This is a genomic window from Prevotella sp. oral taxon 299 str. F0039 (assembly GCF_000163055.2).
In the GTDB taxonomy this organism is placed as follows: Bacteria; Bacteroidota; Bacteroidia; order Bacteroidales; family Bacteroidaceae; genus Prevotella.
The window spans coordinates 17,225-31,831 of sequence record NC_022111.1; the positions used below are offsets into that span (position 1 = coordinate 17,225).

The window sequence follows — 14,607 nt, forward strand, 5'->3', positions numbered from 1 at the left end:
AAACTCTAAAGAATTTCAACTCTCTATATATAATATAGTGTAACCTTTTAGGTTGTAATTGTTTTGGATTACTTCACTGGAACTGTTTTGAATGTCTTCTTAAGCAATTGCCAGAATGGTTCAACTGTATCGATTAAGCATCGTTCGTTGGTTGTATGTGGAGAACGAATGGTTGGACCTAATGATACAACATCCATGTTGGGATATTTGCCAAGAATGATAGAACACTCTAAACCTGCGTGGTCTACTTGCTCAACTGCTTCGTGTCCGAATAGTTCTAGATAGTTCTTTTCAAGTAACTTAAGTATTTCGCTGTCTGTATTTGGATCCCAACCGCCATAGCTTCCGCTGAAAACAGTCTTCATTCCGATAAGGTCGAAGCAACTCTTAAGAGTGGTTCCGATATATTCTTTCATATCTTCATTAGAGCTTCTTGCGAGAATCTTGATACTAGCTTTACCGCCTTCGATATCAATAATAGCAAGGTTTGAAGATGTTTCAACAACTGAAGGAATAGAAGGAATCATTCTCATCACTCCATTATGGCATGCATATATAGCGTTAACTAAGCTGTCTTGTATTTCTTCTGGAACTTGTTTAGCAGGAGTTGGCACTTCTTCTGCAAAGAACTCGATGTGTTCTTCGATGTGTTTGAATTCATTAATGAAATCATTTTCCCAGTCTTTAACCAACGCCTTCACGTCTTCTACGTTCTCTTTAGGCATTGTAATAACCACTTCTGCTTTAGGTGGAATAGCGTTTCTCATGTTACCTCCGTGCCAAGAAGCAAGGCGAACTTCGCAATCTTCAATAGCTTCACGAAGGAAACGCACCATTAATTTGTTGGCATTAGCACGTCCAATGTGTATTTCCAAGCCCGAGTGACCACCTTTAAGACCTTTTAATGTAACCTTAAGAGCAGCGTCTTCGCTATCAGTGTCAATCTCTTGATAATCTAATGTAGATGTAACATCAACACCACCTGCACTACCAATAACGAATTTCCCCCATGTTTCAGAGTCTAAGTTCAAAAGAATATCGCCATGAAGAACGTCTGTAGGTAAGTCGTTAGCACCAAACATACCAGTTTCTTCGTCTGCTGTTATCAAGCCTTCGATAGGTCCGTGTTGAATATCTTTAGCTTCCATAACTGCTAAGATGGCAGCAACACCCATACCGTTGTCACTTCCTAGGGTTGTATTGCGAGCTTTAACCCATTCACCATCGATATATGTTTCGATAGGATCAGTGGTAAAGTCGTGTGCACTATCGGGTGATTTTTGAGGAACCATGTCCATGTGAGCCTGTAAAGTGATCACCTTTCTGTTTTCCATTCCAGGTGTTGCAGGCTTGCGAAGGATAATGTTTCCTGCTGAATCTTTAAATCCTTCCACTCCAACTTCTTTCGCAAAGTCGAGCAAGAATTGTTGTATTCTATCCAAATGTCCTGATGGACGAGGAACTTGTGTAAGCGCATGGAAGTTCTTCCAGATGCTTTGTGGCTTTAAATTTAATATTTCACTCATAACAAAAATATTTTTAATGTTCTATATTACTTCTTGTTTTATTATTTAATTGTTTGTGTTTTTAATCTTTTTGTGAACGATAAAGATGCCCAACCATAAATTCCCAGAGCTATAACCAATAGTGTTTGAATGGTGTGTACGATGAGAACAAAGTATAAGGCATCTGCTTCTGCAACGCCATAGAGCATTAGCATTACCTTAACTGCAAAGTGCCAAGGTCCTGCTCCGTTAGGAGTTGGAACAATAACAGCAATACTTCCTACAACAAAAGTAACCAAAGCACATATCAAACCCAATTTAGCAGTTGCGCTAAAGCAGAAGAATGTGAGGTAATAATGTAAGAAATAAGATGCCCAAATGCCTAATGTAAAGAATAAGAAAAGATATTTATTTCGGACGCTTTTCAAAGACGTTATTCCCTTCCAAATATTGTTTACGGTGTTTTTGACCTTGTTGATGACAGATAATTTGCGTGCTAAAACAACAATCATAATGAGCATTGCTACCAAACAAGCAATGGTTATGATATAGCCTGTTGATGAGAATGAAGCGAGAATGTCGTCTATTCGTGTTCCTGTTTTATTGAAAAAAGAATCGAAAACTCTAACTTGTACAAGTATTGTGCATCCTGTTATAGTTAAAACGAGTAGCGAATCGATGATTCGTTCGGTAACAACTGTTCCCAAAGCACTTGAGAACGATACTCCATCTTGACGTTTTAATATGGCGCAACGTGCAAACTCTCCAATTCGAGGAATCACTAAACTTGCTGCGTAAGAAACAAAGATAGAGGCAACAAGAGTGTTTTTACGTGCATGTTCATTCAGAGGTTCAAGTGTTTGTTGCCATCTCCAGCCACGAAACAACTGTGCAAGAATTCCGAAAGGAAAAGACAGTAACATCCAAGTCCAGTTCATTTCGTGTAGCATTACATCTTTTACTCTGTCAAAATTGAAGTCCTTATACATCCAAAACAAAATGATACCGCCCAGTAAAAGCGATAAAATAATTTTTATAGAGTTGGATGCAATATTCTTAATCATTATGCTATCTGTTTATAAAATGTGCTAGGCAAATCAATTGAAGAAAGTTGTTTTTCTTGTATCTTGTTTGCTTTTGAAATGCCTGTGTTATGCAAAGATAGTGTAATTTGTCTATTCTAACAAGTCTAAATAATTAAATTATGCCAAGAAAATGAGCCCTTTTTAAGGTAAATGAGTTTGAGACGAAGTGTTATTAGGTTGATGTGTGTCAACCTTAAGAGGTGCTGATGTTGATGAGTGTCAACAATATAGCCCTTTTTGAGAGAAATAAATGCATTTTGTTTGCGCACACAATAGATTGCGGTACCTTTGCATCGAACAAAGAGTTCAAACGTAATTAATTTAAAAGAAAGGTATAAACAAATGGCAACATTAATGGTTTTAGCCGTAGTTGCAATCATGATTGCACAGGCAATTAACTTGGGAAATAAGATTAACTTGGGACAAAAGTAATCGAAGTTCCCTTCTTTTAATAAGAGAATAATAAGAAAAGAACATATCAAGGCGAGACGATTTCTATCGTTTCGCCTTTTTCTTTTGTATATATTTTGTATCTTTGCAAGCATTATAAGTATGGTATGATAAAGCAAGTAAAGCCCAAAAAGAACCTAGGTCAGCATTTTTTGATCGACCAAAGCATTGCCCGTAGGATTGCCGACACCGTAGATGCGTGTCCAGATATCCCTGTTTTAGAGATAGGACCAGGCATGGGAGTGCTCACTCAGTATATTGTTCAAAAGCAACGACCATTTAAAGCTGTTGAAATAGACCGTGAATCAGTTACCTATTTGAATGAAGCTTTCCCCACATTGCGTGAGAATATTATTGGAAACGATTTCCTTCAAATGGATTTAAACGATGTTTTTGATGGCAAAAGCTTTGTTCTAACAGGCAATTATCCTTACGATATCTCTTCTCAGATATTCTTTAAGATGCTTGATTATAAAGAACTTATTCCTTGTTGCACAGGAATGATACAACGAGAAGTGGCACTTCGCATTGCATCAGAACCAGGAAATAAGTCTTATGGAATTCTTTCTGTACTCATTCAAGCATGGTATGACGTAGAATATCTATTCACTGTAGACGAAAATGTCTTTAATCCTCCGCCCAAAGTAAAGAGTGCTGTTATCAGAATGACACGCAATAAGGTTGAAAAACTCGATTGCGATGAACAGCTATTTAAGCGAGTTGTGAAGACTGTTTTCAATCAACGACGCAAAATGTTACGAGTAAGTTTAAAACAAATCTTTAATGTTTCGGCAGCTCGACCAGCGTTCTACGAACAAGAAATAATGACCAAACGCCCCGAACAGCTTAGCGTTGCTCAGTTTGTTGAATTGACAAACTTAGTAGAAACTGAGTTAGAAGCACTTAAAAAGCAATAGAACTGATTTGTAATATTGAATAAAGAGCACTTCAACCTGCTTATAATAAAGATTTTATATTAAAGAGTTGGAGGATAATAAATTATTCTTTAAATTTGTAGATGCGATATTAATACAAGATTAAATATGATAGATGTAAAGAGTACTTTGACCGATGCAGGCGAAAGAATGGAAATGGCTGCATTGTATCTTGAAGAACAATTGTCACGAATTCGTGCAGGACGAGCAAACATTGCCATCCTAGATGGAGTGCGAGTTAGCTCTTATGGCTCAATGGTTCCATTGAATCAAGTTGCTAATGTGTCTGCTCCCGACCCACGAACAATCGCTATTGCGCCTTGGGACAAGAAGACAATACGAGATATTGAGAAAGCAATTATGGACTCAGATGTTGGTATTACTCCAGAAAACAATGGAGAAGTGATTCGTTTGAACATTCCACAACCAACAGAAGAACGCCGTCGTGAACTTGCAAAACAATGTAACAAGATTGGCGAAAAAATCAAAATTGAAGTTCGAAACGTTCGTAGTGATATCAAAGATAAATTGAAAAAAGCAATTAAAGACGGTTTATCTGAAGATAACGAGAAAGATGCTGAGAATGAATTGCAAAAGATTCACGACAAGTATATCAAGCGAGTTGAAGACCTTTTAGCAGAAAAAGAAAAAGAAATAATGACTGTTTAGGATTATTTCTTTATTCACTAAAATAATTTTTGTTGAATAAACATCTTAAGATATCTATTGAAGAAGAGCGAAAAAGCAATGCTTTTGAGGCTTAATTGATAAGTAATTGAGAGGTAATAACACTTCTTTTACTTATGAAAAGCAATGCATTCTTCAATAGATATCTTTTCTTTTTTATAAAAACCAGAAACAAGTTATCCATAAAAGTGCACGGATTAGTAATAAAAAACACAGGCAGTTGGTATTCAGTAAAGACCGAAGACGGACGAATTATTGAAAGTAAAATCAAAGGAAAGTTTCGTCTTCAAGACATCAAAAGTACCAATCCCGTTGCTGTTGGCGATAGAGTAGAATTGCAAGTCAACAACGAAGGAACAGCGTTTATCACAGCAATAGAAGACAGAAAAAACTATATTGTTCGTAAATCGCAGAACCTAAGTAAGCAAAGTCACATCTTAGCTGCCAATGTAGACCAAGCTTTTTTAATTGTAACTGTAAACTATCCACAGACTTCAACAGGCTTTATCGATCGCTTTTTAGCGTCTGCAGAGGCTTATAACATTCCTGTAACACTCGTTTTTAATAAAAAAGACCTATTACAAGAAGATGAATTGCACTATCAAGACATGCTTATTCATCTCTACGAAACCATTGGTTACGAGTGTATGGCAATCTCTGCAGAAACAGGAGAGGGGGTAGAAAAGCTTAAAAAGCAGTTGGTTAATAAGATAACTGTGCTCAGTGGAAACAGTGGAGTGGGCAAAAGCACCCTTATAAATAAGGTGTTACTTGCCAATTATATGCGAACTTCGGAAATTTCAGACGTTCATAACACTGGAATGCACACCACAACCTTCAGCGAAATGCTTCCTATTGAAGAGGGAGGGTACATCATCGACACCCCAGGAATAAAGGGGTTTGGCTCTTTTAATATGGAGCCTGAAGAGATTTGTAGCTACTTTAAAGAGATTTTTGAGTTCTCGAAAGATTGTAGATTCAATAATTGTTCGCACACACACGAGCCTGGTTGTGCCGTTCTAAAAGGACTCGAAAACCATTATATAGCAGAAAGTAGATACAATTCCTACTTGAGTATGCTCGAAGATAAAGACGGAAATAAATATAGAGAAGCCTATTAAATAATGTATTTTACCTAAATTCGTATCGCACCAAATAATCTTTTTCTACCCAAAAACCATCGCATAATAATTTAAAGTGGTGCACATCTTAAGTAATATTGTGCACTTTAAGCAGTGTTTTTTTTGTCAGAATACAAAAGATGACTATTTTTGAGCAGGAAATTTCACAATTATAATATATAATATGAGTTTGAAAATTGTTGTGCTTGCAAAGCAAGTACCCGACACTAGAAATGTTGGTAAAGATGCAATGAAAGCCGATGGCACAATTAATCGTGCTGCTTTACCTGCTATCTTCAATCCAGAAGACTTGAATGCACTTGAACAAGCTCTTCGAATTAAGGAACAAAATCCAGGTTCAACTGTAGGAATTTTAACCATGGGACCTCCTCGTGCAGGCGAAATTATTCGTCAAGGACTTTACAGAGGAACTGATACTGGATGGTTACTAACCGATAAACTTTTCGCTGGAGCTGATACTTTGGCAACTTCTTATGCACTAGCAACAGCTATTAAGAAGATTGGTAATGTTGATATTGTTATCGGTGGACGTCAAGCTATCGATGGCGATACAGCACAAGTAGGTCCTCAGGTGGCTCAAAAGTTAGGTATTAATCAAGTTACTTACGCAGAAGAGATTCTTAAAATAGAAAATGGCGTAGCAACAATTCGACGTCATATAGATGGTGGTATTGAAACTGTTGAGGCTCCATTGCCAGTAGTTATCACCGTAAATGGTAGCGCAGCACCTTGTCGTCCTTGCAATGCTAAGTTGGTGATGAAGTACAAACGTGCTACATGTCCATTAGAACGTAGTAGCGAAGATCCTTATGCTGCATTATACGAAACACGCCCTTACCTTACATTAAACCAATGGTCGGTTGCTGATATCGATGGTGATCCTGCACAATGCGGTTTAAGTGGTTCGCCAACAAAGGTAAAGACTATTCAAAATATTGCGTTCCAAGCAAAAGAAAGCAAAACACTTACATCAAGTGATGCTGACGTAGAGAGTGTAATCAAAGAATTGTTAGACGAAAATATCATTGGATAGGCTATGAATAATGTATTTGTATATTGTGAGGTTGAAGGCACAAGAGTTCTCGAAGTATCACAAGAACTACTCACAAAGGGTCGTAAGTTAGCTAATCAATTAGGCGTTCAGCTTCACGCTGTTGTTGCTGGAACAGGTATAAAGAATAACGTTGAAGAACAAATTCGCCCTTATGGAGTAGATAAATTATTTGTTTTCGATGGCGAAGGCCTATTCCCTTATACTTCAGCTCCTCATACTGAAATCCTAGTTAAGCTATTTAAAGAAGAGCAACCACAAATCTGTTTGATGGGAGCTACTGTCATTGGACGTGACTTAGGCCCAAGAGTTTCGTCTGCATTGTTTAGCGGATTAACTGCAGACTGTACTCAATTAGAGATTGGTGACTATGATGATCGCAAGGCAGGAAAGCACTATGAGAATCTACTTTATCAAATTCGTCCAGCATTTGGAGGTAATATTGTAGGTACAATCATCAACCCAGACAACCGTCCTCAAATGGCAACAGTTCGTGAAGGCGTGATGAAACGTGAGATATTAGATGAAAACTACACTTGCGAATGTGTGTATCCAAGTGTCGATGATTATGTTCCTGCAGAATGTTATGTAGTGAAAGTAATCGAAAGACACGTCGAAGCTGCTAAGCATAACCTTAAAGGTGCGCCCGTAGTTGTTGCTGGTGGTTATGGAGTTGGTAGCAAAGAAGGATTCGACTTGCTATTCCAATTGGCTAAAGAACTTCACGGAGAAGTAGGTGCAAGCCGTGCTGCTGTTGACGCAGGATGGGCAGATCACGACAGACAAATTGGTCAAACAGGTGTAACAATCCACCCAAAAGTGTATATTGCATGTGGAATTTCAGGACAAATTCAGCATACAGTAGGTATGCAAGATAGTGGAATTATTATCTCTATAAATAATGATCCTGATGCACCTATCAACGCAATTGCCGATTATGTTATTGTAGGCACAGTTGAAGAGGTCGTTCCAAAGCTTATTAAATACTATAAGAGTAACAGCAAATAAATAATACTTTGATGCTTCATGCATCAAAGTTCTATAAAAATAGATAATATGGCAAATTATTATACAGACCATCCAGAACTGGAGTATCACCTTCATCATCCTTTGATGAAACGTATTGTAGAGTTGAAAGAACGTAACTTTGCAGACAAAGACACCTTTGAAGACGCTCCTGTTGATTATAATGATGCAATTGATAACTACAATCATTTGCTAGAAATAATGGGCGATATCACTGCAAATATTATGGAACCAAACAGTGAGTCGGTAGATTTAGAAGGTCCACATCTTGTAGACAAGCGTATGGTTTATGCATCAAAGACATACGAAAACCTTGATGCAACACGCAAAGCAGGCTTGTGGGGAATATCAATGCCACGTCGTTATGGTGGTTTAAACCTTCCTATCACACCATATTCAATGGCTTCTGAGATGGTAGCAACAGCAGATGCGGGTTTCCAAAACATCTGGTCGCTACAAGATTGTATTGAAACTCTATACGAATTTGGTAGCGAAGAGCAAAGACAGAAATACATTCCACGTGTTTGTGCAGGTGAAACTATGTCTATGGACCTTACTGAACCAGATGCAGGTTCAGACCTTCAGAGTGTAATGCTCAAAGCAACTTACTCAGAAGAAGAAGGATGTTGGTTGCTAAATGGCGTTAAACGCTTCATCACTAACGGCGACTCAGACATTCACTTGGTGCTTGCTCGTTCAGAAGAAGGTACTCGTGATGGTAGAGGATTATCAATGTTCATCTATGATAAACGTCAAGGTGGAGTTGATGTGCGCCATATTGAGCACAAACTTGGTATTCATGGTTCGCCAACTTGTGAGCTTGTGTATAAGAATGCAAAGGCAGAGCTATGCGGAAGTACACGTATGGGACTTATTAAGTATGTAATGGCTCTTATGAATGGTGCACGCTTAGGTATCGCAGCACAAAGTGTTGGTGTGAGTCAAGCTGCATATACCGAGGCACTTGCTTATGCAGAAGAGCGCAAACAGTTTGATACTGCAATTGTAGACATGCCTGCAGTTTATGATATGGTTGCAAGAATCAAGGCAAAACTCGATGCAGGTCGCAGCCTATTGTATCAAACATCACGTTATGTAGATATCTATAAAGCATTAGATGATATCGCACGTGAACGCAAACTAACTCCAGAAGAAAAAGCAGAGCAAAAGAAATACACCCGTTTAGCAGACGCATTCACTCCTATTGCAAAGGGAATGAACTCAGAATACGTAAACCAAAACACTTACGATGCAATTCAAGTGCATGGTGGTTCTGGTTTCATTATGGAATACAAATCACAACGTTTGTATCGTGATGCACGTATTTTCTCTATCTACGAAGGAACAACTCAGTTGCAAGTAGTAGCTGCTATTCGTTATATCACAAACGGAACATATGCAAGTATGATTCAAGAAATGTTGCAAAACGAGGTTTCTGCCGAAATGCAACCATTGAAAGACCGTGTAGTGAAGATGGTAGCTAAGCTCGAAGAGGCTATCGAAAAGGTGAAAGAAGACAACAATCAAGAAGTTTTAGACTTCCTTGCTCGACGCCTATATAATATGACTGGAGATGTAATTATGTCGCTTCTTATCATCGAAGATGCAAGTAAAGCTCCTGAACTATTTGCTAAAAGTGCTAACGTTTATGTGCGTTATGCAGAAGAAGAAGTTGTTGGACACCATCATTTTGTGATGAACTTTACAGCAGAAGAACTTCCTTCTTATCGTCAAAGAGAACCAAAAGCAGAATAATCATTATTTTGATACAATTCAAAAGGGAAACATCTTTCGGTGTTTCCCTTTTTCTTTCCCCCTATTTCTCATTTCTTTTCTTTCTGAAAAAATCTGTTATTTGTCTCTACACCAAATTAATATGATGAGAACTCCTTTCTATTTGAACCGACTACGTGATGTAGTCGGAATTTTAATGCATTGTCATTACGCTCTAAAAGCAATGTAAATGCAGTGTAATAAGAGTGCAATTACAAGGTAATATCAATGCTATTGTAATGTAATATTATTGCTTTTATCTTGTAATCTCATAAAATATACCTATCTTTGCACCGAAAGATGTTACTTCAAACGACATGGTTAATGAGATGATAGGCACCGAAAAACAAGGCGAGTCGTTGGTTTTAAGAACCGAGGGACTTGTTAAACGATATGGAAAAAGAACCGTTGTAAACGATGTTTCGATTAATGTTAAACAAGGAGAGATTGTTGGTTTGCTTGGACCTAATGGTGCAGGAAAGACAACTTCGTTCTATATGACAACAGGTTTGATTGTTCCTAACGAAGGACATATTTATCTAAACGACCAAGATATCACGCAACTTCCAGTCTCAAAGCGTGCTCGTTCGGGTATTGGATACCTTCCACAAGAGGCAAGTGTGTTTAGAAAAATGAGCGTAGAAGATAACATCTTGTCGGTGTTAGAAATGACGGGTAAACCCAGAAGCTATCAACTTGAAAAGTTAGAGAGTCTCATTGCCGAGTTTAGATTGGGCAAAGTACGTAAGAATATGGGTGACCAACTATCGGGAGGAGAGCGTCGTAGAACCGAAATCGCACGTTGTTTGGCGATAGATCCAAAGTTTATTATGCTCGATGAGCCCTTTGCTGGAGTAGATCCCATTGCTGTTGAAGACATACAACACATTGTTTGGCAGTTAAAAGACAAAAATATTGGTATATTAATTACCGACCACAATGTGCAAGAAACATTGACCATCACCGATAGAGCCTATCTTCTTTTTGAAGGAAAGATTCTTTTTCAAGGCTCACCAGAAGAACTTGCAGAGAACAAAATTGTAAGAGAAAAATATTTAAGTAATTCTTTTGTGCTTAGAAAAAAGGATTTTCAGGAGATAGATGCACAGAAAAAAGAACGTATGGCTCAGCAAATTTAAACGTTAAAGTATGCAGAATAGAGGGCGAATTGCGTGCTTTTGAGTATGTCAAAAGTGCATATTGTATCTCTTTTATAATTAAACGGCATGCTTTTTGTTATTTAAAAACAAGAAAAAAAGGTTTATATTAGGCAAATTGACCAAATATAACTACCTTTGTTGCTAAAAGTTAGAATTAATAAATAATAGAAATAAAGATAATAGATGAAAGTTTCATTTGAAAATCAAGACAAGGTAAATGGCTTAATGACCATTATTGTCGAAGAATCTGACTACAAAGAAAAAGTAGAAAAGTCGTTAAAAGACTATCGTAAACAAGCAAATATCCCAGGATTCCGTAAAGGAATGGCACCAATGGGCTTGATTAAAAAGCAATATGGTGAATATTTGAAGTTAGATGCAATCAACAAAGTGGTTGGAGAAGAGCTATACAAATATATTAAAGACAATAAAATTAATATGTTAGGTGAACCTCTTCCATCTGCAAAACAAGAAGCACAAGACTTGGAAAAGGAACCTCCTTACACTTTCTATTTCGATATTGCTGTTGCACCTGAACTTAAAGTGGAACTTACAAGCAAAGATAAACTTCCTTACTATGATATTAAGGTAGACGATGCTACTGTAGATAAGCAAGTGGATATCTTCGCTTCTCGCACAGGACAATATATTAAAGCAGAAGAATATCAAAAGAATGATATGCTTAAAGGTGATCTTAGAGAACTTGATGAAAAAGGAAATACTAAAGAAGGTGGTATCACTTTAGAAGCATCTGTTATGATGCCTGAATTTATTAAGGTTGAAGATCAACGCAAACTATTCGACAATGCTAAGCTAGGTGACGTGATTGTGTTCAATCCTCGCAAGGCTTATCCTGATAATGACTCTGAAATTGCTGCGCTATTAAAAGTTAAGCGTGAAGAAGTTGCACAGCACGAAGGTGACTTTAGCTACCAAATTACAGAAATTAGTCGTTTCGAAAAGGCTGAAGTTAACCAAGCATTGTTCGACCAGATCTATGGAGAAGGTGAAGTAAAGAGCCTTGAAGAGTTTAGAACTAAAATTGCTGAAGGAATTAAAGAACAAACAGTTACAGACTGTGACTATAAATTCTTACTTGATGTTCGCAGCTACCTAGAAGGTAAGGTGGGCAAATTGACATTCCCAGACGAAACTCTTAAGAGAGTGATGTTGTTGAACAACAAAGAAAGAGGTGAAGAATTCGTAGAAAAGAACTATGAAGCAAGCATCCAACAACTTACATGGCATCTTATCAAAGAACAGTTAGTTGAAGCTAACAAGGTGAAGATTGAAGACAAAGACGTAAGAGAAGCAGCTAAAGAAACAGCACGTATTCAATTCGCTCAATATGGAATGATTCAAGTTCCTGAAGAATATGTCGACAATTATGTAACCGAAATGTTCAAGAAAAAAGAAAATGTTGACGCCTTTGTAGATCGTGCTGTAGATTTGAAACTTATCGAAGCATTGAAGAAAGTCGTTACACTCGAAACTAAAGAGGTTACACTAGACGAGTTTAATAAAATTGTAGAGGGTAAATAATTCGCTTTTAACGAAAAAAAACTTCTAATAAAAAGAGGTTGTCAAGTTTTTTGTTTAACTTTGTATATAATCAATGTAAACAAGAGAGTTGACAACCTCTTGATTTATATATAATAATTAAAATCTTAAGGTAAAAGGTATTCTAAATTTAAATACTTGTCCTTTAGGCATATATAAATGATAATATAAGTTATGAACAACGATTTTAGAAAGTACGCAACACAGCATTTAGGCATGAATGGACTTGTGCTTGATGATGTGATGAAGGCACAAGCGCAATATCTTAATCCATATATCTTAGAAGAAAGACAATTGAATGTAACTCAAATGGACGTGTTTTCACGTTTGATGATGGATCGTATTATCTTCTTAGGAACACCTATTGATGATTATACAGCTAACACATTACAGGCTCAATTGTTGTATCTTGATTCGGTAGATAGTGGAAAAGACATTTCAATTTATATCAATAGTCCTGGTGGAAGTGTAACTGCAGGATTGGGAATATACGACACAATGCAATTCATTACAAGTGACGTGGCAACCATTTGTACAGGTATGGCAGCATCAATGGCAGCCGTTTTACTCGTATCTGGTGCAGAAGGCAAACGCTCTGCGTTACCTCATGGACGTGTAATGATACACCAACCACTTGGAGGAGTACAAGGACAAGCTTCTGATATCGAGATAGAAGCTCGTGAAATAATTAAGATGAAAAAAGAATTGTATACCATTATTTCTGATCATTCACATACTCCATTCGATAAAGTATGGCAAGATAGCGATCGAAACTATTGGATGACTGCCGAAGAAGCAAAAGAATATGGTATGATTGATACGGTATTGAAACGCAAGAAATAATAAATTAAATTGAAGGAGATTCTTTGTTGTAAAGAAGTTTATGGCAAAGAACTACCTAAAAAGAAAGAAATTATAATGGCTAACGATAAATGCTGTATATGTGGACGTAGCGAATATCAAGTAGGAACACTGCTAAAGGGTTCTAATGGCGCAATTTGTCCAGATTGTACAGTGCAGGCTTATAAGATAATTCTTAATCAAGCAAAGCACGATGGTACAGAGAATGAACTGAAAAAAGAAGTAGGTGATCTTCCTGCAAACGACTTTTCGCTTGATCTAAACAAGGTTCCTAAACCACAAGAGATAAAAAAATATCTCGATCAATACATCATTGGACAAGACGATGCGAAGCGTTATTTAGCTGTTGCAGTATATAATCACTATAAAAGATTGAATCAATCGGCTGATGATGACGGCGTAGAAATAGAGAAAAGCAATATTATTATGGTAGGAAGTACAGGTACTGGAAAGACACTTCTTGCTCGAACCATTGCAAAACTCTTGAAAGTGCCCTTCACAATCGTTGATGCTACGGTGTTTACCGAAGCTGGTTACGTTGGAGAAGATGTGGAAAGCATTCTTAGTAGATTACTACAAGTAGCTGATTATGATCTCGAAGCAGCTCAAAGAGGAATCGTATTCATTGACGAAATCGATAAAATTGCTCGTAAAGCCGATAACCCTTCTATCACAAGAGATGTGAGTGGAGAAGGTGTTCAACAAGGATTGTTGAAGCTTTTAGAAGGAACTATGGTGAATGTTCCACCAAAAGGTGGACGAAAACACCCCGACCAAGATTATATTCACGTTGATACTCGAAATATATTGTTTATCTGTGGAGGTGCATTCGATGGCATAGAGCGAAAGATTGCACAACGACTTAATACTCATGTTGTGGGCTATAACTCAGTGCAAAACTTGAGAAACGTCGATAAAGAAGATTTAATGAAATACATTCTTCCACAAGATTTAAAATCGTTTGGATTGATTCCAGAAATTATTGGACGTCTTCCTGTATTGACACACCTTAATCCTTTGAACAGAGAAGCATTGCGTAGAATTTTGGTTGAGCCTAAAAACTCAATCGTAAAGCAATACGAAAAACTCTTTGCAATGGACGGAATAAAACTCGAATTCGACACAGCTGTGCTCGACTATGTTGTAGATAAAGCCGTAGAATACAAGCTCGGAGCACGTGGATTGCGCTCAATTGTCGAAGCAATGATGATAGATGCCATGTTTGAAGTGCCCTCTTCAAAGAAGAAGAGCTTCAAAGTTACATTAGATTATGCTCAAAAGCATATCGATAAAGCAAACTTAGAGAACTAAACTTGATAAGAGAATATTTGCTAAAAATAATAACCTTAACTAGCTAAGCAATAGAAATTAG

12 protein-coding genes are annotated in these 14,607 nt (G+C 37.3%); 10 read left to right on the forward strand and 2 right to left on the reverse strand.

Annotated elements, in window-relative coordinates:
• Window positions 1–68: 68 nt before the first annotated feature.
• The gene (locus HMPREF0669_RS02990; RefSeq protein WP_009228415.1) at window positions 69–1,526 is read right to left on the reverse strand and encodes an aminoacyl-histidine dipeptidase; all 1,458 of its coding nucleotides are present in this window, start codon (window positions 1,524–1,526) and stop codon (window positions 69–71) included.
• Window positions 1,527–1,567: 41 nt separating this feature from the next.
• Window positions 1,568–2,566 carry a lysylphosphatidylglycerol synthase transmembrane domain-containing protein gene (locus tag HMPREF0669_RS02995; protein WP_044045684.1) on the reverse strand — a complete coding sequence of 333 codons (999 nt, stop codon included), beginning with the start codon at window positions 2,564–2,566 and terminating at the stop codon, window positions 1,568–1,570.
• Window positions 2,567–3,150: 584 nt separating this feature from the next.
• Between HMPREF0669_RS02995 and rsmA the strand changes: the two genes are divergently transcribed.
• From rsmA to clpX, 10 genes are all read left to right on the forward strand, one after another.
• Complete coding sequence (gene rsmA / locus HMPREF0669_RS03005) at window positions 3,151–3,957, forward strand: 16S rRNA (adenine(1518)-N(6)/adenine(1519)-N(6))-dimethyltransferase RsmA (protein ID WP_044045685.1); 807 nt, start codon at window positions 3,151–3,153, stop codon at window positions 3,955–3,957.
• 126 nt (window positions 3,958–4,083) lie between these two features.
• A complete protein-coding gene (frr, locus tag HMPREF0669_RS03010) occupies window positions 4,084–4,644 on the forward strand; it encodes a ribosome recycling factor (RefSeq protein ID WP_009228419.1) in 561 nt (186 codons plus the stop codon).
• 206 nt (window positions 4,645–4,850) lie between these two features.
• The gene (gene rsgA, locus HMPREF0669_RS03015) at window positions 4,851–5,783 is read left to right on the forward strand and encodes a ribosome small subunit-dependent GTPase A (protein WP_009228420.1); all 933 of its coding nucleotides are present in this window, start codon (window positions 4,851–4,853) and stop codon (window positions 5,781–5,783) included.
• Window positions 5,784–5,967: 184 nt separating this feature from the next.
• Complete coding sequence (locus HMPREF0669_RS03020) at window positions 5,968–6,837, forward strand: electron transfer flavoprotein subunit beta/FixA family protein (RefSeq protein WP_009228421.1); 870 nt, start codon at window positions 5,968–5,970, stop codon at window positions 6,835–6,837.
• A 3-nt stretch (window positions 6,838–6,840) separates the two neighbouring features.
• A complete protein-coding gene (locus tag HMPREF0669_RS03025) occupies window positions 6,841–7,863 on the forward strand; it encodes an electron transfer flavoprotein subunit alpha/FixB family protein (RefSeq protein ID WP_009228422.1) in 1,023 nt (340 codons plus the stop codon).
• 48 nt (window positions 7,864–7,911) lie between these two features.
• Window positions 7,912–9,636, forward strand: coding sequence for an acyl-CoA dehydrogenase family protein (locus tag HMPREF0669_RS03030; RefSeq protein ID WP_009228423.1), 1,725 nt, complete (start codon window positions 7,912–7,914; stop codon window positions 9,634–9,636).
• Window positions 9,637–9,971: 335 nt separating this feature from the next.
• Complete coding sequence (gene lptB, locus HMPREF0669_RS03035) at window positions 9,972–10,793, forward strand: LPS export ABC transporter ATP-binding protein (protein ID WP_009228424.1); 822 nt, start codon at window positions 9,972–9,974, stop codon at window positions 10,791–10,793.
• Window positions 10,794–10,997: 204 nt separating this feature from the next.
• Complete coding sequence (gene tig / locus HMPREF0669_RS03040; RefSeq protein WP_009228425.1) at window positions 10,998–12,356, forward strand: trigger factor; 1,359 nt, start codon at window positions 10,998–11,000, stop codon at window positions 12,354–12,356.
• A 192-nt stretch (window positions 12,357–12,548) separates the two neighbouring features.
• Window positions 12,549–13,217, forward strand: coding sequence for an ATP-dependent Clp endopeptidase proteolytic subunit ClpP (clpP, locus tag HMPREF0669_RS03045; protein ID WP_009228426.1), 669 nt, complete (start codon window positions 12,549–12,551; stop codon window positions 13,215–13,217).
• Between the two features lie 75 nt (window positions 13,218–13,292).
• Window positions 13,293–14,546 (forward strand): ATP-dependent Clp protease ATP-binding subunit ClpX, encoded by a 1,254-nt coding sequence (gene clpX / locus HMPREF0669_RS03050; protein ID WP_009228427.1) that lies wholly within the window; start codon window positions 13,293–13,295, stop codon window positions 14,544–14,546.
• Window positions 14,547–14,607: the final 61 nt, after the last annotated feature.

Coding starts and splice junctions, on each gene's coding strand:
- tig (WP_009228425.1), top strand. CDS start 10,998: ATGAAAGTTTCATTTGAAAATCAAGACAAGGTAAATGGCTTAATGACC.
- frr (WP_009228419.1), top strand. CDS start 4,084: ATGATAGATGTAAAGAGTACTTTGACCGATGCAGGCGAAAGAATGGAA.
- clpX (WP_009228427.1), top strand. CDS start 13,293: ATGGCTAACGATAAATGCTGTATATGTGGACGTAGCGAATATCAAGTA.
- clpP (WP_009228426.1), top strand. CDS start 12,549: ATGAACAACGATTTTAGAAAGTACGCAACACAGCATTTAGGCATGAAT.
- HMPREF0669_RS02990 (WP_009228415.1), bottom strand. CDS start 1,526: ATGAGTGAAATATTAAATTTAAAGCCACAAAGCATCTGGAAGAACTTC.
- HMPREF0669_RS03025 (WP_009228422.1), top strand. CDS start 6,841: ATGAATAATGTATTTGTATATTGTGAGGTTGAAGGCACAAGAGTTCTC.
- HMPREF0669_RS03020 (WP_009228421.1), top strand. CDS start 5,968: ATGAGTTTGAAAATTGTTGTGCTTGCAAAGCAAGTACCCGACACTAGA.
- lptB (WP_009228424.1), top strand. CDS start 9,972: ATGGTTAATGAGATGATAGGCACCGAAAAACAAGGCGAGTCGTTGGTT.
- HMPREF0669_RS03030 (WP_009228423.1), top strand. CDS start 7,912: ATGGCAAATTATTATACAGACCATCCAGAACTGGAGTATCACCTTCAT.